Source organism: Nocardiopsis deserti (assembly GCF_008638355.1).
GTDB lineage: Bacteria > Actinomycetota > Actinomycetes > Streptosporangiales > Streptosporangiaceae > Nocardiopsis > Nocardiopsis alborubida.
Genome location: NZ_ML703350.1, coordinates 33,233 through 53,568 on the forward strand (window position 1 = coordinate 33,233; position 20,336 = coordinate 53,568).

At 73.8% G+C, this 20,336-nt stretch carries 18 protein-coding genes; 9 read left to right on the forward strand and 9 right to left on the reverse strand.

Features of this window, described 5'->3' with window-relative positions; translation table 11 throughout:
• Positions 1–48: 48 nt before the first annotated feature.
• The 9 genes from FYW99_RS07490 (at position 49) to FYW99_RS07530 (ending at position 7,646) form a co-directional block, all read left to right on the forward strand.
• Positions 49–672: a TetR/AcrR family transcriptional regulator gene (locus tag FYW99_RS07490; protein WP_223838851.1), complete on the forward strand. Its 624-nt coding sequence runs from the start codon at positions 49–51 to the stop codon at positions 670–672.
• Between the two features lie 96 nt (positions 673–768).
• A complete protein-coding gene (locus FYW99_RS07495; RefSeq protein ID WP_150251250.1) occupies positions 769–1,323 on the forward strand; it encodes an SMI1/KNR4 family protein in 555 nt (184 codons plus the stop codon).
• Between the two features lie 212 nt (positions 1,324–1,535).
• Entirely contained in the window at positions 1,536–2,171 is a 636-nt protein-coding gene (locus tag FYW99_RS07500) for a maleylpyruvate isomerase family mycothiol-dependent enzyme (protein ID WP_150251251.1), read from the forward strand.
• A gap of 146 nt (positions 2,172–2,317) precedes the next feature.
• Positions 2,318–2,620: an ArsR/SmtB family transcription factor gene (locus tag FYW99_RS07505; RefSeq protein WP_150251252.1), complete on the forward strand. Its 303-nt coding sequence runs from the start codon at positions 2,318–2,320 to the stop codon at positions 2,618–2,620.
• The gene (locus FYW99_RS07510; RefSeq protein ID WP_150251253.1) at positions 2,617–3,009 is read left to right on the forward strand and encodes a VOC family protein; all 393 of its coding nucleotides are present in this window, start codon (positions 2,617–2,619) and stop codon (positions 3,007–3,009) included. The genes FYW99_RS07505 and FYW99_RS07510 overlap by 4 nt, the downstream gene beginning before the upstream one ends.
• 147 nt (positions 3,010–3,156) lie before the next feature.
• Positions 3,157–3,717, forward strand: coding sequence for a TIGR03086 family metal-binding protein (locus FYW99_RS07515; protein ID WP_150251254.1), 561 nt, complete (start codon positions 3,157–3,159; stop codon positions 3,715–3,717).
• A gap of 346 nt (positions 3,718–4,063) precedes the next feature.
• On the forward strand, positions 4,064–4,567 hold the full coding sequence (locus tag FYW99_RS07520) for a 2Fe-2S iron-sulfur cluster-binding protein (RefSeq protein ID WP_150251255.1): 504 nt from the start codon (positions 4,064–4,066) through the stop codon (positions 4,565–4,567).
• Positions 4,564–5,556 (forward strand): FAD binding domain-containing protein, encoded by a 993-nt coding sequence (locus FYW99_RS07525; RefSeq protein ID WP_150251256.1) that lies wholly within the window; start codon positions 4,564–4,566, stop codon positions 5,554–5,556. The genes FYW99_RS07520 and FYW99_RS07525 overlap by 4 nt, the downstream gene beginning before the upstream one ends.
• On the forward strand, positions 5,553–7,646 hold the full coding sequence (locus tag FYW99_RS07530; protein ID WP_150251257.1) for a xanthine dehydrogenase family protein molybdopterin-binding subunit: 2,094 nt from the start codon (positions 5,553–5,555) through the stop codon (positions 7,644–7,646). Before FYW99_RS07525 ends, FYW99_RS07530 begins: the two co-directional genes overlap by 4 nt.
• An 81-nt stretch (positions 7,647–7,727) precedes the next feature.
• On the opposite strand, the gene FYW99_RS07535 is transcribed toward FYW99_RS07530, so the two are convergent.
• The 9 genes from FYW99_RS07535 to FYW99_RS07575 all read right to left on the reverse strand — a co-directional run bounded on the left by FYW99_RS07535 (position 7,728) and on the right by FYW99_RS07575 (position 20,070).
• Entirely contained in the window at positions 7,728–9,131 is a 1,404-nt protein-coding gene (locus tag FYW99_RS07535) for a nucleotide pyrophosphatase/phosphodiesterase family protein (RefSeq protein WP_150251258.1), read from the reverse strand.
• 27 nt (positions 9,132–9,158) lie between these two features.
• Positions 9,159–10,325: a metabolite traffic protein EboE gene (gene eboE / locus FYW99_RS07540; protein WP_150251259.1), complete on the reverse strand. Its 1,167-nt coding sequence runs from the start codon at positions 10,323–10,325 to the stop codon at positions 9,159–9,161.
• Entirely contained in the window at positions 10,322–11,197 is an 876-nt protein-coding gene (locus FYW99_RS07545; protein ID WP_150251260.1) for a TatD family hydrolase, read from the reverse strand. Before FYW99_RS07545 ends, eboE begins: the two co-directional genes overlap by 4 nt.
• Positions 11,197–11,874 (reverse strand): EboA domain-containing protein, encoded by a 678-nt coding sequence (locus tag FYW99_RS07550; RefSeq protein WP_150251261.1) that lies wholly within the window; start codon positions 11,872–11,874, stop codon positions 11,197–11,199. The genes FYW99_RS07545 and FYW99_RS07550 overlap by 1 nt, the downstream gene beginning before the upstream one ends.
• Positions 11,871–12,725 carry a sugar phosphate isomerase/epimerase family protein gene (locus FYW99_RS07555; protein WP_150251262.1) on the reverse strand — a complete coding sequence of 285 codons (855 nt, stop codon included), beginning with the start codon at positions 12,723–12,725 and terminating at the stop codon, positions 11,871–11,873. Before FYW99_RS07555 ends, FYW99_RS07550 begins: the two co-directional genes overlap by 4 nt.
• Positions 12,722–13,600: an SCO3242 family prenyltransferase gene (locus FYW99_RS07560; protein WP_150251263.1), complete on the reverse strand. Its 879-nt coding sequence runs from the start codon at positions 13,598–13,600 to the stop codon at positions 12,722–12,724. The genes FYW99_RS07555 and FYW99_RS07560 overlap by 4 nt, the downstream gene beginning before the upstream one ends.
• Complete coding sequence (locus FYW99_RS07565) at positions 13,597–14,754, reverse strand: inositol-3-phosphate synthase (RefSeq protein ID WP_150251264.1); 1,158 nt, start codon at positions 14,752–14,754, stop codon at positions 13,597–13,599. The genes FYW99_RS07560 and FYW99_RS07565 overlap by 4 nt, the downstream gene beginning before the upstream one ends.
• Before the next feature lie 47 nt (positions 14,755–14,801).
• Positions 14,802–15,542, reverse strand: coding sequence for a hypothetical protein (locus FYW99_RS07570; protein WP_150251265.1), 741 nt, complete (start codon positions 15,540–15,542; stop codon positions 14,802–14,804).
• Positions 15,543–15,732: 190 nt separating this feature from the next.
• A complete protein-coding gene (locus tag FYW99_RS07575) occupies positions 15,733–20,070 on the reverse strand; it encodes a ThuA domain-containing protein (RefSeq protein ID WP_150251266.1) in 4,338 nt (1,445 codons plus the stop codon).
• Between the last annotated feature and the right edge of the window lie 266 nt (positions 20,071–20,336).

Below are 20,336 nucleotides of genomic sequence, written 5' to 3' on the forward strand. Positions count from 1 at the left end.
TGCCGGTGAGATCACAAAGCAATGTGTGCACATCGAGAAAGGGGTCGGGTGAACGCACCGACACGAGGACCGGGAACCGAGCACGAACAGCGCCGCCGCGAGATCGCCGACGCGGTCCTGGCCGTGGCTGCCGAACACGGCATGGCGGCCGTGTCCCAGACCAGCGTGGCGGCCCGCGCCGGGGTCTCGCCCGGTCGCGTCCAGCACTACTTCCCCGCCAAGCACCAGATGATCGAGGCCGCCTTCGACCGGGGCAACGCCCTGAGCTCCGCGCGCATCGCCGCCAAGGCGGGTCCGGACGGCAGCCCGCGCCGCCTCCTGACGACCGTGCTCACCGAGCTGATCCCCCACGACGACGCCACACGCGCCCACATGCGCGTCCGCCAGGCCTTCACCGCGCTCGCCCTGTCCGACGGGGCCATCGCCCGACGCATGCGCGAGGAGTACGCGCGCTTCCACGGCCAGGTCGCGGACCTGCTGCGCCGAGGGCAGGACGAGGGAGCGGTGCCCCGCACCCTGGACCCCGCCGAGCGTGCGGTCGCGCTCGTCGCCCTGGCCGAGGGGCTGGCCTACTACGTGCTCGTGGACGTCCACCCGGCCGAGGCGGCCCGGGAGCGGCTGCTCGCCGAGATCGCCGCCCTCCACGCGCCCGACCCCGGCATCCGGGATTGACCGTCCCGGGGCCACCGTTCACCGGCGGCGGGGAGCTGACGGGCTCCGTCACGGGCGGATCGGACCCGGACCAGCGACCCCGAGGAAAGCACCCGCATGACAACCAGTGCTCAGCAGCTGATCGAAACGGCACGTCTCGCACCGCTGTCCGGCCCGTTCGACTGGGAACGGGTCGGGCGCCGGCTCGGGACGTCCGTGCCGCAGGACTACCGCGAGCTTCTCGACGCAGGGGGCGGCGGACTCTGGCTGGACCACGTACGGCTCTACGTTCCAGCGCCCGGACCCGGTCTCAGGCACGTCGACCTCGAACGGTCGGGACTGGAGTCCGAACAGCTCCGGGACCTGTTCGAGGACGAGGTCGTGGGGCCGCCCGAGGATCTCACCCCTGATTCCAGGCTGCTGCCCTGGGCCTCGACCGGCACGGGGGCCACGCTCTATTGGCAGGCCTCACCCGAGGCGGCGGCCGATGCGTACCCGATCCGGGTCTCGGACCGGAACGGTGACGTGTGGGAGAGGTACGACCTGCTCACCACCGACCTTCTTCTGGGAATCGTCCGGGGCGAGGTGCGCAGTGGGCTGATCGGCGCGTCGTGGATGGAACGCGACGTGCTCTTCAGGCCCTACGCCGAGGAAGGGACGCAAGGCGGGTGACGCACCGCGTCACGAGGTCGGTGCCGGAACCCGGCGATGGGAGCGGCACGGGCACCACGGCGCCAGTGGGCGACGGACACGGAAACGGAACTGTCGGAGGCCTGGGCCATAATCCCGGCGTCCGCCCACCATCGCAGGGGCACGGCGAGAGCCTGTTCCGAGGAGAGTCCGATGACGTCACCGACATCCCGCCCGCGCCGGGGAGTCCGCCGATGAGCGGCCGCGCGGACCTGTGGCCGCTGATCCACCAGGAGCGGGCGGCGTTGGCCGACGAGCTGTCGGGGCTGACCGAGGAACAGTGGGCGACGCCGTCGCTGTGCGAGGGCCTGACCGTGCGCGAGGTACTCGCGCACCTGACGTCGTCGGCGAGCCTCAGCGGGCTTCGCTGGCTGGCCGGGGTCGTCCGCTGCCGGTTCGACTTCGACGCCCAGGTCGCGATGCGCCTGGCGGAGCAGATGGGGACCTCCGGCGCCGAGACCCTCGCGCGCTTCCGGGGGGTCGTGGAGAGCACGACCTCACCGCCCCTGCCCAAGCCCGCCATCCTGGGGGAGGTGATCGTGCACGGAGAGGACATCCGGCGGCCCCTGGGCATCGTCAGTGCCCGTCCGACCGCCACGCTGACCCGCGTGGCGGACTACTACCGGGGCTCGGACCAGGTCGTCGTCGCCAGGAGCCGGATCCAGGGATTGGGGCTCCAGGCCACCGACGGTCCGTTCGCCTGCGGCGCCGGGCCGCTCGTCCGCGGGAGCACGCTCGCCCTGATCATGGCGATGACCGGACGCTCCGCGCACCTGGACGAACTCACCGGCGACGGTGTGCAGATCCTGCGCGAACGCGCGGAGGGCTGACCCGCCCCGCCCTGCGGGCCGGACCGGCGATGAGGTGAGGACGGTCCCGGTGCCTGTTCCGCGGACGCCACCTCCGCGCAGACCGAGTCGGGACACGGCGCGCCCCGACTCGACAGGCAAGTAGAGACTTGCATATCCTGGTGGGCGTGGCCGACATCCTCTTCAAAGCCCTGGCCGACCCGACCCGTCGGACCATCCTCGACGAGCTGACGGAGAAGTCCGGCCAGACCCTGTTCGAGATCTGCTCGCGGCTGGCCATGAAGCACCAGCTCGGCATCTCGCGCCAGGCGGTCTCCCAGCACCTCGCCGTGCTGGAGGCCGCCGGGCTCGTCGAGACCAGGCGAGAGGGCCGCTACAAGTTCCACGACCTCAACACGGCCCCGCTGCGGCGGATCTCCGAACGCTGGCTCCCGCCAGACACGTCCGGACCGAAGGAGAGCGCACCATGAAGATCCATCTGACCAGTGTCTTCGTCGACGACCAGGCCAAGGCCGAGCACTTCTACACCGAGGTCCTCGGCTTCGTGAAGAAGCACGACGTCCCGGTGGGCGGGAGCGACCGGTGGCTGACCGTCGTCTCGCCCGACGACCCCGACGGCACCGAACTCCTCCTCGAACCCGCCGGCCACCCGGCCGTCGGTGCCTACCGCGACGCCCTCGTCAAGGACGGCATCCCGCTCGCCCAGTTCGCCGTCGACGACGTGCGGGCGGAGTACCAGCGCCTGCGCGGTCTCGGTGTCCGCTTCACCCAGGAGCCCCTGGAGATGGGTCCGGTCACCACCGCCGTCTTCGACGACACCTGCGGAAACCTGGTCCAGATCGCGACCGAGCCGCGGTAGGCGGTCAGCGGCTACCCAGGCGTGGGGCTCGGCCGCCCCGGCGACCGGGCCCCGGCCTCGCCCGGACGCCAGCGCGGGCGGATTCACCCCCCGGCGGCACGGGTAGGGGACCGGCGCACAACCGTTACTTCGTCCCGGGGGACACTCATGGCACACCTGACCGAACTGCACGGCACCGCGATGGGGGAGTTCGACCGTCGGGTCCGCGAGGTCAAGCTGACGGACTGGGCGCTGCCCACGCCGTGCGCCGACTGGGACGTGCACGACCTGGTCAACCACCTGACCACAGAGCAGCTGTGGACGCCGCTCCTGCTGGACGGCGCCCGGGTCGAGGAGGTCGGCGACCGCCTCGACGGCGACAACCTGGGAGAGGAGCCCATCACCACCTGGGAGGTCGCCTCCCGCGAGGCCCGCACCGCCTGGCTGGCGCCGTCCTCCCTGGAGAGCACGGTGCACCTGTCCTTCGGCGACGCGCCCGCCGAGCTCTACCTGTGGCAGATGACCTTCGACCTGACGGTGCACGCCTGGGACCTGGCGCGCGCCCTGGGCACCGACGAACGCCTCGACCCCGACCTGGTCAAGGAGGTCCACGCCTGGCTGAACGACCAGGACCTCGGCCCGGGGCCGATGTTCGGCGCGCCCGTCGAGGTCGGGCCCGACGCGAGCCCGCAGGACCGCCTGATCGCCCGCACCGGCAGGACCCCCTGACCCTCCGCGTGTCCCCGGCCTGGCCCCGCCCCCGGCCTGGCCCCGCCCCCGGCCTGGCCCCGCCCCCGGTCGGGTTCCGCACCTGACCGGGGCCGCTCCGCCGGGCTGAACCCGCTCGACCCGCCCGCACGCGCGGGCGCCGGGTGTTTAGCCGTTCCCCTCCGGGTTACGCGCCTGAGTGGCGGCTCCCCGGACGCCCGCTTCCCGGTCCTTCCGCGCCGTGTCGACTTCCGGGAGCCCCGCGACTGTCACAGACTGTGACGAGTCCCTGGCGCGGTGCGCCGGGCGGGCCGCGTGGACGGCGGCGCGCAGGACACCGACCCACACACGAGGAAGGGCACTGCCGGTGGAGGCCACGATCACACTGCACGTCGACGGAGAGAAACGCGAGCTCACCGTCGACACACGCACCACCCTGCTGGACGCGCTGCGCGACCGGCTGGGCGTCACCTCGCCCAAGAAGGGCTGCGACCACGGCCAGTGCGGGGCCTGCACGGTCCTGCTGGAGGGCCGCCGCGTCGTGTCCTGCCTGACCTTCGCGGTCGCGCACGACGGCGCCAGCGTCACCACCGCCGCCGGACTCGCCGGGGAGGGGCAGCTGCACCCCGTCGCCCGCGCCTTCGTCGACCACGACGGCTTCCAGTGCGGCTACTGCACGCCCGGCCAGGTCTGCTCGGCCGTGGGCATGCTGGAGGAGGCCGCCGCCGACTGGCCCAGCCACGTCACCGAGGACCTCGGCGCGCCGGTCAGCCTCGACGACGACGAGATCCGTGAGCGCATGAGCGGCAACCTGTGCCGCTGCGGCGCCTACGTCAACATCGTCGCCGCGATCCGGGAGGCCGCCCGGTGAAACCCTTCCACTACACCCGCCCCGCCGAGGCCGCCGCCGCCGTCACCGCCGTCGCGGGCGACCCCGAGGCCTCCTACATCGGCGGGGGCACCAACCTGGTCGACCACATGAAGCTCGGCATCGCCGAGCCCACCTCCCTCGTGGACGTGCGCGACCTGCTCAGCCACCGGATCGAGGAACTGCCCGACGGCGGCCTGCGCGTGGGCGCCGCCGTGCCCAACAGCGACCTGGCCGCCCACCCCGGGGTGCGCCGGAGCTATCCCGTCCTCTCCCAGGCCCTGCTGGCGGGCGCCTCCGGCCAGCTGCGCAACGCCGCCACCACGGGTGGCAACCTCCTCCAGCGCACCCGGTGCGTGTACTTCCAGAACACCGCCATGCCCTGCAACAAGCGCGAACCCGGCACGGGCTGCTCGGCGGTCGAGGGCTACGGCCGCTACAACGCCGTCCTGGGCACCTCCGAGCACTGCGTGGCCACCCACCCCTCCGACATGGCGGTCGCCCTGACCGCCCTGGGCGCCCGGGTGCACGTGCTGGGCCCCGACGGGGAGCGCACCGTGGACATGCCCGGCCTGCACCGCCTTCCTGGGGACCAGCCCCAGCGCGACACCGTCCTGGAACACGGCGACCTCATCACCGCCGTCGACCTGCCCCGCCTGCCCCTGGCCGCCCGCTCGGCCTACCGCAAGGTGCGCGACCGCGCCTCCTACGCCTTCGCCCTGGTGTCGGTGGCCGCGGCGCTGCGCGTGGTGGACGGAACCGTCGAGGACGTGCGCGTGGCCTTCGGCGGCCTGGCGCACGCGCCCTGGCGCGCCAGCCGAGCCGAGGAGGCGCTGCGCGGGGGACCGGCCACGGAGGAGGCCTTCCGCGAGGCCGCCCGGGCCGAACTCGCCGACGCCGCCACCGGCCCGGACAACGCCTTCAAGGTCCCCATGGCCGTCAACACCCTCGCCGCGACCCTGCGCGACCTGACCGCCGAGGAGGCACGATGACCGGGACGCTGGACCCGCGGGCCATGGGCCAGCCGCTGCCCCGCCTGGAGGGCGCCGACAAGGTCACCGGGCGGGCGCCCTACGCCTACGAGCACCCGCTCGCCGACCCCCTGTACCTGCACCCGGTGCTGTCCACCATCGCGCGCGGGCGCGTCACCGCGGTCGACGCCTCCGCAGCCCAGGCGCTGGCCGGGGTGCGCGCCGTCCTGACCCCGGACAACGCCGAACGCCTCGCCGACACCGAGGACCGCGAGTTCGCCGTCCTGCAGTCCCACGAGGTGTCCTTCCACGGCCAGTTCGTCGCCGCGGTCGTGGCCGACACCCCCGAGACCGCCCGCCAGGCGGCCGGGCTGGTGCGGGTGGACTACGAGCGCTCCGCGCACGACGTGGTGCTCACCGCCGACCACCGGGGCCTGTACCGGCCCGTGGGCGAGGAGGACGAGGGGCCCTCCTCCGACACCGAGCAGGGCGACCCCGACGCGGCCCTGGCCGCCGCCGAGGTCGTGGTCGACCAGACCTACAGCACGCCCACCGAGCACAACAACCCCATGGAGCCGCACACCACCACGGCCCTGTGGGAGGAGGCGACCGGCGACCTCACCCTCTACGACTCCACCCAGGGCGTGCACGTGGTCCGCGCGTCCGTGGCCGGGGTGTTCGGGCTCGACCCCGAACGGGTCCGGGTGGTCGCGCCCCACGTCGGCGGCGGCTTCGGCTCCAAGGGGGAGGCGCACGCGCACGACGTCCTGGCCGCGATGGCCGCCCGCGCCCTGCCCGGGAGGCCGGTCAAGCTCGCGCTGACCCGCCAGCAGATGTTCTGCCTGGTGGGCTACCGCACGCCCACCATCCAGCGGCTGCGCCTGGGCGCCGACCGCGACGGGCGCCTGACCGCGGTCGTCCACGACTCCGTGGAGCAGACCTCCACCGTCAAGGAGTTCACCGAGAACAGCGCGATGTGCTCGCGGTGGATGTACGCCGCGCCGAACCGCCGCACCACCCACCGGATCGCGCCCCTGGACGTGCCGGTCAACTTCTGGATGCGCGCCCCCGGTGAGGCGCCGGGGATGTACGCGGTCGAGGCCGCCATGGACGAGCTCGCCCAGGCCTGCGGCGTCGACCCGATCGAGCTGCGCGTGCGCAACGAGCCCGAGACCGACCCCGAGAGCGGCTCCCCGTGGTCGGACCGGCGCCTGGTCCGGTGCCTGCGCGAGGGCGCCGAGCGCTTCGGCTGGCACGGGCGCGACCCCCGGCCCGGGGTTCGCCGGGAGGGGGACTGGCTGGTGGGCACCGGCGTGGCCTCGGCGAGCTACCCGCACCTGTTCAACCCCGGGTCGGTGGCCCGCGTCCGCTACGGCGAGGACGGCCGTTACGAGGTGTCCATCGGCGCGGTGGACATCGGCACCGGGGCCTGGACCGCGCTCACCCAGATCGCGGCCGACGCGCTGGGACTGGACGCCTCCGACATCCGGCTGCGGATCGGCGACACCGACTTCCCCTCGGCCTCGGTCGCGGGCGGCTCCAGCGGGACCAGTTCCTGGGGGACGGCCGTCGTGGCCGCGGCCCGGGCCTTCCGCGACCGGCACGGGGACTCCCCGGCGCCGGGCGCGGAGGCCAGCGCCAGCGCGGCGGAGGGCACCGTCGACGAGTCGTACTCGGTCTACTCCTTCGGGGCGCACTTCGCCGAGGCGCGGGTGAACGTGGACACGGGCGAGGTACGGGTGCCGCGCATGTACGGCCTGTTCTCCATCGGCCGGGTGGTCAACCCGCGAACAGCGCGCTCGCAGTTCCTCGGCGGGATGGTCATGGGCCTGTCGATGGCGCTGCACGAGGAGAGCTTCCGGGACCCGCGGTACGGTCACATCGCCAACGGCGACTTCGCCGAGTACCACGTCCCCACCAACGCCGACGTGGGCGACCTGCGGGCGGAGTGGCTGGACGAGGAGGACCCCCGCGCCACCCCCATGGGGTCGCGGGGCGCGGGCGAGATCGGCATCGTCGGCACCGCCGCGGCGGTGGCCAACGCCGTCCACCACGCCACGGGGACCAGGGTGCGGGACCTGCCGGTCACGGCGGACAAGCTCCTGCGGTGACGGCCGAGGCGCGGTGGGTTCCTCCGACAGGTGGTGGGAAACGGAGCTCGTGGGGGCCGCCCGTCCGCCGCGGTGACCGCGCTAGAGGGAAGGGGACGGCCCCGCCGGTGCCGGCACACCGGCGAGACCGAGTATGAGGTCGCGGACCTCGGTGGCCGCGACGCGTTCGCGGGCGAAGCCCGGATCGGAGCACAGCACCAGGGGACCGTCGTCGGGGTCCGCGTGCGCGCGCCCGTGGGTGCCGCGCACACAGCCCGGGTCGAGCGGGACCACGTTCATGGCGTAGCGCAGGCCGACCTTCTTGCGCACGAGGTTGGCCGCCGCGCGCGCCCTGACGAACCGGTCCGCGGGATCCAGGAAGAGCTCGGCGGGGTCGTAGCCCGGCTTGCGGTGGATGTCCACGCCCCGCGCGAAGTCCGGCGCCGCCTCATCGCGCAGCCAGTAGTAGTAGGTGAACCAGGCGCCCGGGTCGGCCACGAGGACGAGTTCGCCGGAGCGCTCGTGGTCCAGCCCGTGCTCCGCCTGCCCGTCGCGGTCCAGGACCAGGTCCACCCCCTCCACCCCCGCGAGGAGGCGGGCGACCCCGGGCACGTCGCCGGGGTCGCGGACGTACACGTGGGCGCACTGGTGGTCGGCCACCGCGAAGGCGCGCGACTCCCACGGGTCCAGGTACTCCATCCCGTGCTGGGTGTACACCTCCAGCAGTCCGGCCTCGCGCAGCACCCGGTTGACGTGCACGGGCCTGTCGGCGGGGGTGATGCCGTACTCGCTGAGGACCATCACGGCGGTGCCCGAGCGCTCGGCGTCGTCCAGCAGGGGCGCCAGGGCCGCGTCCATGTCGACCACCGCCCGGCGGGCCTGCTCCGAGTCGGGGCCGTACCGTTGCAGGTCGTAGTCCAGGTGGGGGACGTAGCACAGGGTCAGGTCGGCCCGCGGCATCAGCCTGCGGGTCGCGGCCACGATCCACTCGGTGGAGCGGATCGAGGCGGTCGGTCCCCAGTAGTGGAAGAGCGGGAAGGGTCCCAGATCAGCGGTCAGCTCGTCGTGGAGCGCGGGCGGACGGGCGTAGCAGTCGGGGGACTTGCGCCCGTCGGCGTGGTAGACCGGCCTGGGCGTGACGGTCCAGTCGGTGGTGGCGCCCATGGCGTACCACCAGCACACGTTCGCGGTGCGAAAACCAGGCCGGCGGCGCCGGGCGGTCTCCCACACCTTCTCGCCCTGGACCAGGCGGTTGTGCTGGCGCCACAGGTACACCTCGCCCAGGTCCCGGAAGTACCAGCCGTTGCCGACGGCGCCGTGCCCCGCGGGGGTCCGGCCGGTCAGGAACGTGGACTGGACGGTGCAGGTGACGGCGGGCAGGACGGTCTCCAGCGGGGCCTGCCAGCCCTTCTCGGCCACGGCCCGGAGCCGGGGCGCGTGCCGTAGCAGCCGGGGCGTGAGCCCGACCGCGTCGACCACGAGCAGGCGCGGTTCCTCCGTCGGCATGGGGGTGTCCCTTCGGTTCGGGGGGTGTCAGAGGAGGGTCAGGCCGAGGTCGGTCAGGCGGTCGCGGGCCCAGGCCACCTCGGCGGCGATGCCCTCGGTGAGGCCCTTGCCGTCGGAGGGGCGCAGCTCCTCGGGCAGCACCGACCAGGTGTAGGTCTCCACCTCCACGTGGTCGGTGCGCGCGCCGCCGGGCCCCAGCAGGCGGCCCAGAGTTTCGGTGAGGTGGTCGGTGGTCCCGCGCAGCGGGGCGGTGGCGGGGGCGTGCAGGGGTACGTGGAAGTGGGTGCGCCAGGGCGCGCCATCGGGCAGGGGAGCGGTGCCGTCCAGGGCCTCGTGCAGGTCGTCGCGGCCCTCCCGCGCGCCGTCCTCACCACGTGCGCGCGTCTGGTGCAGGAAGCGGTCCTCGGTGAAGGCGGTGAGGGCCTCGCGCGCGGCCGGGTCGGCCGGGTCGGGGACCTCCACGGCCGCCGACGCCTGGGTCTTGACCACGGGCAGGCCCGCGGCGCGGAGCCGGTCCAGGGCTGCCCCCGGCTCCTCGAAGGCCGTCGCGAGGTGGCAGGTGTCCAGGCACACGCCCAGGTGAGGCGGCGGGTCCCGGAGCAGGCGGGCCGCGTCCCGGGTGGTCTCGACGACGCACCCGGGTTCGGGTTCCAGTCCCACCCGCACCGGCCGTCCCTGCCGTGCCAGTTCCTCCAGGGCTTCGGAGAGTTCGGCCAGGTGCGCGCGGGCGGTGGCCAGGCGGTCGGGGCCCCACGGTTCGCGCCAGGCCAGGGGGAGGGTGGAGACGCTGCCCCGCACGGCGTCGTCGGGGAGCAGCCGCGCCAGCACCCGGGCGCAGTCCACCGTGTAGTCCAGCCTGGCCCGGTCGGTCCAGTCGGGGTGGTAGACGGCCTGCTTGACCACGGGCGCGTGGAACCCGGTGTAGGGGAAGGCGTTGAGGGTCACCGTCTCCAGCCCCGCGGCCCCCAGTTCCGCGCGCAGCCGGTCGGTCAGGCGCGGGTCCGCCGCCAGCTCCCGGGCCAGCGGGGCGGGCAGCCACAGGCCCAGGCCGAGCCGGTCCGCGCCCAGGGCCTCGCGCACGCCGCCGCCGTGGACGCGGATCTGGCGCAGGACGCCGTCCAGGTCCTCGGCCGGGTGCACGTTGGTGCAGTAGGCGAGGTGGACGACCGTGCCGTCGGGGTGTCGCAGCCTCACGCGACACCTCCGCCCGCGCGCTCGCCGCGCAGCACCGAGTTCCCCGAGTAGGTCGCGGTGTGGTCGGCCCCGTGCACGTCGTCCAGCAGCAGGCGTCCGCTGCGGCCGTAGAACTCCACGGGGTTGTCCCACAGCACCCGTTCGACGTCGCGGTCGGTGAAGCCCGCGGCGAGCATGGCCTCGCCGGTGCGCAGGGTGGCCAGCGGATCGCTGCGGCCCCAGTCGGCGGCCGAGTTGACCACCATCCGCTCCGGGCCCCACTCCGACAGGACGCGGACCATGCGCTCCGGGCTCATCTTGGTGTCGGGGTAGATGGAGAAGCCCAGAGTGCACCCCGACTCGTGCACCATGGCCACGGTGGCCTCGTTGAGGTGGTCCACGAGCACCCGCTCGGGCGCAAGGCCCGACTCGGCGACCAGCTGGAGGGTACGGCGGGTCCCCTCCACCTTGTCGCGGTGCGGGGTGTGCACCAGGACGGGCAGCTCGAACTCCCTCGCAAGCTCCAGCTGGTGGCGGAAGGCCCTCTCCTCCTCGGCGGTGCCTGAGTCGAAGCCCACCTCGCCCACCGCCACCACGCCGTCCTTGGCCAGGTAGCGGGGAAGCAGGTCCAGCACCCCCGCCAGGCGGGGGTCGTTGGCCTCCTTCGGGTTGAGCGCGATCGTGCAGTGGTGGCGGATCCCGAACCGCTCGGCCCGGAACCGCTCCCAGCCCACGAGGCCGTCGAAGTAGTCGCGGAACGAGCTCACTCCGGTCCGGGGCTGGCCCAGCCAGAACGACGGCTCGACCAGCGCGCGCACCCCGGCGGCGTACATCGCCTCGTAGTCGTCGGTGGTGCGCGAGGTCATGTGGATGTGCGGGTCGAAGATACGCATCACGCCTCCGTTCGGTGGGTGTCCAGGCGGGCGGCCTGCCCGGGGAAGTGCCGCAGCACGAGGTGGACGTCGGCGGGGACCGGCCGCCCCGCCAGGACCCGCTCCTCGGCGTGGTCGGCGCACATGCGCGCCAGTTCCTCGTCGGCGCGGTCGGGCAGCCCGGCCGCCGACCCCAGCGGCACCCCGGTGAACAGGCACTTGAGGATTCCCTGGCGCCAGGAGTCCGCGTCGAGCAGGGCCGTCGCCGCGCTGGAGGCCGCCGCCGCGACCAGCCGGGTGTCGTTGGTGCGCATCGCGTCGGCCAGCAGCTCGCGCGCCGCACCGGCCAGCTCCTCCCGGCCGGCGCCGAGCACGTCGAGCACGTCCAGGCCCCGCAGGACGGCACGCCGCTCGCCCGCGTCACCGTGGTGGTAGAGCCCGCGGACCTCCCGGGCCAGCTCCGGCGGGGCCAGGGCCCCGGCCAGCGCGGTCAGCAGCTCCACGCGCGCCAGGTCCTCCAGGGTCGGCCCGGCCACCCCGTCGGGGTCGCCGGACGGACCGGCCCCCCGCGCCACGCTCCTGGCCGCCGCGGGGAAGAGCACGGCGATCCGTGCGGGACGCTCCCGCACCCGCCCGACCTGGGCGGCGAGGGCCTCGCGCGCCGCGGCCGTGTCCAGGAAGGCGTACTCCCCGCTCACGCGTCCGCCCTCCGCCCACGGGATTCGGCCAGCGCCCGGGTGAGCGCGCGGATCGACCGCTCGGCCACCACGGGGGCGGCGTGCCCGTGGCGGGGCAGTTCCACCGACGCCAGGCCCCGGTAGCCGACATCCTCCAGGGCGCCCAGGACTCCGGGCAGGTCGATCTCGCCGTCGCCGAACTCCAGGTGATCGTGCACGCCCGGCCGCATGTCGTCCAGCTGCACGTTGGCGATCAGGGCCCCGGCGCGCCGGACGGCGCCCTTGGGGCCGTCCGGCTCGTTGCACACGCCGTGCCCGACGTCGACCGTCACCCGCAGGCGCGGCGGGTCGCCGAGCCGGTCGCGCAGCTCCAGCGCGTCGGCCACCCGTTCGGCGAACATGCCGGGCTCGGGTTCGAACGCGCAGTCCACGCCGAGGTCGTCGGCGCTGGCCAGGACACGTTCCACACCGGAGGTCAACCGCGACCAGCCCCGCTCCCGGCTCACCCCCGCCGGGAGGATGCCCGACCAGAAGGAGACGGCCTCGGCCCCCAGGTCGTCGGCGATGCGCACCGCGCGGCGCAGCAGGTCCACCCGCAGGTCGGCGCCCTCGTCGGAGACCAGGGTGGGCTCGTGCTTGCGGCGCGGGTCCATCAGGTAGCGGGCGCCGGTCTCCACGACCACCGCCAGGCCCAGGTCGGACAGCCGCCGACCGATCCGGGCCGTGCGCGCGAAGGCGTCCGGCGCGAAGGGGTCCAGGTGCGAGTGGTCCAGCGTCAGCCCCACCCCCTCGTAGCCGAGGTCGGCGATCAGGGCCAGTGCGTCGTCCAGACGGTGGTCCCAGAAGCCGTTGGTGCCGTATCCGAACCTCATGTGAACGACACCGCCTTGGACGCCCGCGCCGCCACGGGCGCGCCGACGGCGAGCGCGCACGCGGCGTTCGGCGCGCCGTACCCGGCCAGCAGGGCCGCCTGGAGCGGGATCATCCCCCGGATGCCCACACCCGTGGCCGCACGAGCGTTGTGCGCCTCGGGTTCGACCAGCGCCCGGGCCTGGGCGGCTCCCACCCTCACCGCGAAGACCCCCGCGAGCGACCCCGCCAGGACCCTCTCCGCGGTGCCGCCCGCCGCACGTCCGCGGACGGGCCGGGCGGGCGCGGCGGCGAGCGCGGCGCTGGCCAGGGTGCACAGCAGCGCCCCCGCCGCGACGGAGGGCCGCGTCCCGTGCACCTCGCCCCGGCTCAGGGCGGTCACACCGAGCGTGTGGACGGCCAGCGCCAGCGCGGGCCGGGCCGCGTCGGCGGGGCGCGCGCCCGCGCCCAACAGCACGTCCAGCCCCCGGGCCGCCGCCATACCCAGCGGTGCCAGCGGGGTCCTCTTGAGGAGGAGGTCGTAGCCCCACACGGTGGCCGACAGGGCCGCGGCCACCCCCGCGGCACGGCGTCCGCCCGCCGCCGCGGCCAGGCCCACGCCCGTCACGGTCAGCCCCGAGGCGACGGCCAGGGCCTCGCCGGGACGGACCGCCCCCGAGGGGATGGGGCGTTCGGGGCGCTCGACCGCGTCCACCTCCCGGTCGGCGTAGTCGTTGAGGGCCATGCCCGCCCAGTACAGGCAGACCGACGCCGCGGGCAGCGCCCAGGCCCCGGGGCCGCGCAGGCCGCCCGCCGCCGCGGCACCGGCCAGGGTGTCGCCGGGAACGCTCAGCGCCGCGGGCAGGCGCACCAGCCTCGCCAGGTCGCGTGCTCTCATTCGTCCTCCTCCGCCGGTGCCGCGCACCAGGACGTCAGGGCCCGCCACTGTTCGGCGAGGCCGTGTTCGCGGGTGCCCACGGGGTCCTTGAAGAAGAACGCCAGCTCCGGCACGGGGCCGACCCGGCCCCGCCGGTGGGCGTGGGCGGTCAGCCGCGCCAGGTCCAGCACCAGGGGCGCGGCCAGCGCGGAGTCGTAGCCCGACCAGGTGAACTGGAGGGTCATCCGCGCCCCCAGGAACCCCTCGAAGGAGACGTGGTCCCAGGCGACCTTGGCGTCCCCCAGGTCGGGGACGTAGTCGATGTGCAGGGGCCCGTCCGGCCCGTGGCCGAGCATGTGCTCCAGCCCCCGTGCCTTGGACGCGAGCTTGCTCTCGGCGTTGGCCGGGTCGGCCAGGGTGGCGCCGTCGCCGCCGCCGAGCAGGTTGACCGAGGACCACGAGCGCACGTGCAGCGCCCGGGCGGCGAACATCGGCGCCAGCGCGCTCTTGACCAGGGTCTCCCCGGTCTTGCCGTCGGCCCCGGCCCACGGCACGCCCGAGCGCTCGGCGAGCGGCGCCAGGGCGGGTAGCCGGGGCCCGGTGTTGGGCGTGAACTCCACGAACGCGCAGCCCGCGCGCAGGGCCGCGTACGCGTACGCGGAGCTGGCCGGGACCCGCGCGGTCCCGGCGTCCAGGGCCGCCTCCAGCGCGTCGGCGTCGGTGTGCTCGGGCTGCGCGCTGGGCCTGGGCTCGGTGCTGGACAGGTCCACCACCACGACGCGTTCGAGCGCCTCCCGCTCGGCGAACTCGCGCAGGTCCGACTCCAGGCGGTCCACGTCCCGGCGCCCCACTCCGGCGGAGGCGGCGTCCAGGCCCCGGCGCAGGCCGCGCTCGGTCCGCTCCAGCTCGTCGGCGAAGGCCGGTGGCAGGTGCGCGGGCAGCACCCCCGCGCGGGCCAGCCGCTCGGCGCTCTCGCACAGGCGGACCTCGGAGACGTCGTGGCCGCCGAAGACCAGGTCGCCGATCCCGGGCAGGCGCGCCGGGGCGAACTCGGGGCGCTCGGTCACGCACCCCGTCCGCCCCGACGCGCCGGACCGCACCGCGAGGGCTCCCAGGACGGCGGTGGTCGCCACCGAGCCCCGTGCCCCGATCAGCCATACTCCGACTCGCGTCAACGCGTGCTCCCCTCTTCGTGCCTTCGGGCGTTCTGGGAACGGTGTGGTCACTGGTCGCCGCTGTCGGCGCCGCCCTCCACCGGCGCGCCGCTCCCACCGGCCTCCGCGCCGTCGGGGCCGAGGGCGCCGCTGCCGGGCGCCGCGGGCAGGTACAGGTGGACGTGGCCGTGGCCGGACTCGACACTGACCATGTCCAGCTGGGTGGCCGCCACCGACCAGCCGCGGACCGCCTGGGTGCGCAGGTCCCCGGCCAGCTCCAGCAGTTCCGCCCGCTGTTCGTCCTGGGCCCGCTCGGCGTTGGAGTAGGCCACGACCGCGGACCCCAGCAGGTCCACCGCGTTGGACAGGCCCGCGTGCGCGACGTTGTGGCCGGTGTTCCCGGAGGGGGCGTCCTCGAAGTGGGCGGCCGCCTCGTGGACGGTCGTCAGCCAGGAGTCGATCTCCCCGGCGTCGGGGGCGTCCCCGGCGGGGGTGGAGCCGTCGGGCGGCACGGCCGTGTCCAGGCTCTCCACCACGGGCACCAGCTGCTCGTGCGCGGCGGTGGTGCGCTCGACGAGCTGGTCGACCTGTGCGCGGTCGCGTTCGGACGCGGAGGCCTGGAGCTCGGCGACGCGCGCCGGGTCGGGGGCGGTGCGGTCGTCACGGGTGAAGGAGAGGACGAGGACGCCGACGAGGGCGGCGACCACCAGGACGGATCCGGCGGTCAGCCACCAGGTGAGCCTGGGCGGGGGAGCCTTCGTCGCCTCGCGGGACGGGTCGGGGGAGGAGGGGGCCTTCTTGGCGGACACCGTGACACCTTCTTCTCGTCGTACCTGGGCTTCTCGTCGTACCTGGGGGCCGAACGCCGCGACGTCGTGCTTCTTTCCGGTGGGCGCCACCGCGGGGCGGCGGGGCCGGCCGGAACCGGCCCCGCCGCGGTCGCGGGACCCCCGGCGGACGCTCGCCCCCGGGTGGGGTGGCGTCCGCCGGGGCGTCCCGTCACTCGTCGTCGATGAGGGGACGCAGCCTGTCGGCCAGCTCCACCAGCTCCTCTCTCGCGGCCTCGTCGGCGACCGCCTCGGCCACCTCGACGAACCGGTCCAGGGCGCGCGTGGCCTGCCCCGTACGGCCCACGTCCAGGTGGTGTTCGGCCAGCTCCAGCTGCGGGGTCAGCCGACGCGCCTCGGACATGGTCAGCGCGCCGTCGGCCTCCAGGGCGTCGACGCGCTCCTGGACCTCGGCGAACGTGACCGGTTCGACCGCGTCCAGCTGCTGGACCCGGACGTCGCGGAAGAGCACCCGGTCGGCGTCGCCGTGGTTCTGCAACCCGATGTGGCCCGAGGCCAGGTCGCGTGCCGGGTCGGTGCTCTCGAACTCGTTCACCAGCTCCCCGTTGATCCACACGCGGATCATCGGGTCGGCCACCTCGATCTCCATCTCGTTCCACTCGCCGGTCCGCGCGGGATGGGAGCCGGCCGCCTGGAAGTCGTAGACGGCACCGGTCTGGTGGATCGGGTCACCGTCGGGAGCCCCGTAGCCGTCGATCTGGATCTCGTAGCCCTCCTCGACGGCGACCCAGGGGTCGTCCCCGGGGTCGGGGAAGCCGACGAAGACACCGGAGTTGTCCGTCTCCTCGGAGGCGAGGAAGTCCAGCTTCAGCCGGTAGGACTCCAACTCCGTCCCGTGCCAGAGCAGCCCCATGCCGCCCTGGGTCTCCAGGGCACAGCCCTCGCCGTCGTCGACGACGCCGAAGCCGCCCGGGCCCGCCATGGTCCATCCGTCGAGCGTCTGGCCGTCCCACAGGGGGGTGTAGCCTTCCTCGGCCCCGGCCGGGGCGCACTCGGGAGGCTCGGTGCCGCCCGCCTCGACCGTGATGGTGGCGGTGCCGGAGGCGCCGGTGTTGCCGTCGCCGTCCGTGGCCACGGCGCTGACCTCGTACTCGCCCGCGGCGGCACCCTGCCAGGCCGCCGTGTAGGGGCCCTCGGTCACCGTGGCGACGACCTCGTCGCCGACGAGGAAGTCCACCTTCTCCACACCGGCCTCGGCGTGGTCGGTGACCTCGGCGGAGAGGGGGACGTCCTCGCCCTCCTCGAAGACCGCCCCGTCCTGCGGGCTGGTCAGCTCGGTCGCGGGACCGTGCTCCCCGTGGCCGTCCAGGACCGCCTCGAAGTAGTTGACGTTGAACAGGCCGTCCTCGACGGCGGGACCCTCACCGTCGAAGACCAGGTACAGCGTGAAGGTCTCCCCGGGGTCGGTGACGTCCATGGTCACGTCGGTCCACTCCTGCCAACCGCCGGTGGAGGGCACGTCGACGCTGCCGAGCAGTTCGCCGTCGGGGGCGTTCATGCGCGCCTCGATCGTTCCGCCCGCCCCCGCGGAGGCGACCCGGAACTCCATCTGCTCGACCCCGACCAGGTGGGTCGTGTCGTAGGCCGTCCAGTCGCCGTGGCCGATGTGGCTGACGTTGACCAGGCCGCCCTCGGCGTCCTCGGTGGGCTCGGTCCGGACCCCCTCGCTGTCGCTGAAGTACTGGGCCTGCGTCCGTGCGGGCTTGAGCGTGATCCCGTCGCTTCCGGTGAGGGCGGGCACCCCGTCCCCGCCGGAGTCGGTGTACTCGGCCTGCAACGCCCAGAAGATGTTCATGTCGTGCCCGTGGCCGCCGTCGACCTCGGTGAGGCTGACGTCCTCACAGCTGTCGTACTGGGTCCACGGGTGGGCGTGCCGGTCGTGGCCGAGCGAGGCCGTGACCGCGACGTCGCCGCAGTCGATGCCCGCGCCGACCGAGCCGTCCTCGGCGTCCTCCACGTCCACGGTGAAGGGGATCTCGTCACCCCAGTGGAAGAACTGGCCGTCCCGCGGGGTCTGGAAGGAGACGTCGGGCGCGGTGTTGCCCGCGGTGACCGTCGTGGTGGCCGTCCCCGTGCGTCCCTCGCCGTCGGTCACGGTGAGGACGACCGTGTACTCGCCCGCCTCCTCGAAGGTGTGGGTGGGCGAGACCTCGGTCGAGGTCTGGCCGTCGCCGAACGACCACGCGTACTCCATGGGCAGGCCGCCGGGGTGGTGGGACCCCTCCGCGGAGAACTCCACCTCCAGCGGGGCCGGTCCCGAGGTCGTGGAGGCGCTGATGTCGGCGACCGGGGTGGTCCCGCCGCCGGTGTAGTCGATGCGCGACAGCGCCGAGTCGTCGGCTCCGCCGAAGTAACCGGACCCGTACTCCAGCACGTACAGGGAGCCGTCCGGGCCGAACTCCATGTCCATGGGGTTGGCCAGGCTGATGTCGGGGACGGTCTCGGTGATGTCCAGGACGTCGCCGTCGTCGCCCAGGTGCACCTGTTTGATCCAGTCGCGGTCCCACTCGTAGAACAGCGGGATGCCGTCGTAGTACTCGGGCCACTTGGTGTCCGACTCCAGCTCTGGGTCAAACTGGTAGGCCGGACCGCCCATCGGGGCGCCGCCGCCCGTGCCCAGCTGCGGGAACTCCTCCGACTCCTCGTAGCTGTACCAGATCGAGGCGGGGGTGACCGGGGGCAGCTCCTCCAGGCCGGTGTTGCGCGGGGAGTCGTTCACCGGCGCGGCGCAGTCGAACTCCTCGCCGGAGGTCCCGGAGGTGAAGTCGTAGTCGACGAACGCGCTGTTGTTGCCGATGCAGTAGGGCCAGCCGATGTTGGCGGGTTCGGTGATGGCGTGCCAGGAGACCGTGTTCTGCGGTCCCCGGTCCGGGTCGGGCTCGTTGGCGTCGGGGCCGTAGTCGCCCAGGTAGACGGTGCCGTCCTCCTCGTCCACCGTGAACCGGAACGGGTTGCGCAGGCCCATGGCGTAGATCTCGGGCCGGGTCTGCTCGCCGCCGTACTCCTCCGGCGGGAAGAGGTTGCCCTCGGGGATCTCGTAACCGCCGTCGTCGGTGGGCGTGATCCGCAGCAGCTTGCCGCGCAGGTCGTTGGTGTTGGCCGAGCTGCGCTGGGCGTCGAAGGCGGGGTTGCGCGACTCGCGCTCGTCGATGGGCGTGTAGCCGTCCGACCCGAATGCGCTGGTGTCGTCGCCCGTGGCCAGGTAGAGGTTGCCCTCGGAGTCGAAGTCGATGTGGCCGCCGACGTGGCAGCACATGCCCCGGTCGGTCCCGACCTCCAGCACGACCTGCTCGCTGTCCAGGTCCAGGGCGGGGGAGCCCCCGTCCGTGAACTGGAAGCGGGAGAGGTTGTTGTGCCCCTCGTAGGGCTCGAAGTCCTCCGGTGAGCCGTCCGCGGGCGCCTCACCCGGCGGGATGCCCTCGATCACTGGCGCGTAGTACAGGTACACCCACCCGTTCTCCTCGAAGTCCGGATCCAGGGCGATGCCCTGTAGCCCGTCCTCGTCGTGGTTGTACACCGGGACCTGGGCGATCAGCTCGGTCGTGTAGGTGTCCGGGGACCACAGCCGCACGTCGCCGCCGCGGGTGATGTGCATGACGCGGCCGTCGGGCAGGACCGCCAGGCCCATGGGTTCGCCCACGGCGTCCTCGCCCTGCGCGAGGGTGACCTTCTCGAAGTTGTCCCACTGCGTGGCGCCGCAGTCGCCCTCGGCGGTCCCGGCCGCCCACCGCAGTCCGCCGAGCAGGTGCTGGGTGAACTCCGGCTCGGAGTAGGACTCGACGGTGTGGCCGCCGCCGGTGTACCAGGACCGGCCGCCGTCGTAGGCCTGACACCAGGCGATCGGGTGGTCCCACCCCATCTGGCCCCCGGGGTCGACCTGGTCGGCGTAGGAGTCCTCGTCGAGCCCGGCTAGGACGTGCACGTCACCGCGGGGGGACAGGTCGAAGTCGTACCACTCGTCGCGGCGTTCCCAGCTGGCCGGAAGGTGCTCGGTGGAGGGGTGGACCCTGTCGTTGACCACCACCTGGGCGTCCTGCGTGCCGGGCGGGTGGCTGGAGAAGTAGCCGCCGACGAGGTCGCCGTACCACTCCCAGTCGTAGTGGGTGTCGGAGGCGGAGTGGACGCCGACGAAGCCGCCGCCGCCCTGGACGTAGCGCTCGAAGGCGCCCTGCTCCTCCTCGTTGAGCACGTCGCCGGTGGTGGACAGCCAGATCACCGCGTCGTAGGCGGCCAGGTCCTCGTCGTTGAACACCGAGGAGTCCTCGGTGTGCGCGGTCTGGAAGCCGTGTTCCTCGCCGAGCGCCTCGATGAGCGCGACGCCGTGGGGGATCGAGTCGTGCCGGAAGCCGGTGGTCTTGGAGAAGATCAGCGTGTTGAACGCGTCCTCACCGGTCTCGTCGGCGTGGGCGACCGGTGCGGTCAGGGTGAGCGCCATGGCGACGCCCGACGCCAGCGCGCCCAGTCTCAGCAGGGGTCTCTTCTTCTTCATACGGAACCTCACCTGGGGGGTGGGAGCGAATCGATGAGTCCGTGCGGCGTGCCGGCGCCGACGGCAGGGCGGCCCGGTGGTCGTGGCCCGGTGGGGGCCGTGTGGCTGCGACCGGTGGGCTGACGGGGAGTTCCTGCTATCAGGTGCGGGAAGCGGGGGTGCCGCCTCATCGGTCTCAGCCCATACCGGCTCCTTTCCTCGCTGTCCCTGCCGGAGGCGGACGACGCGGTGGCCGGGGATCGGAGCCGCCCGGCTCGTCAACGCCC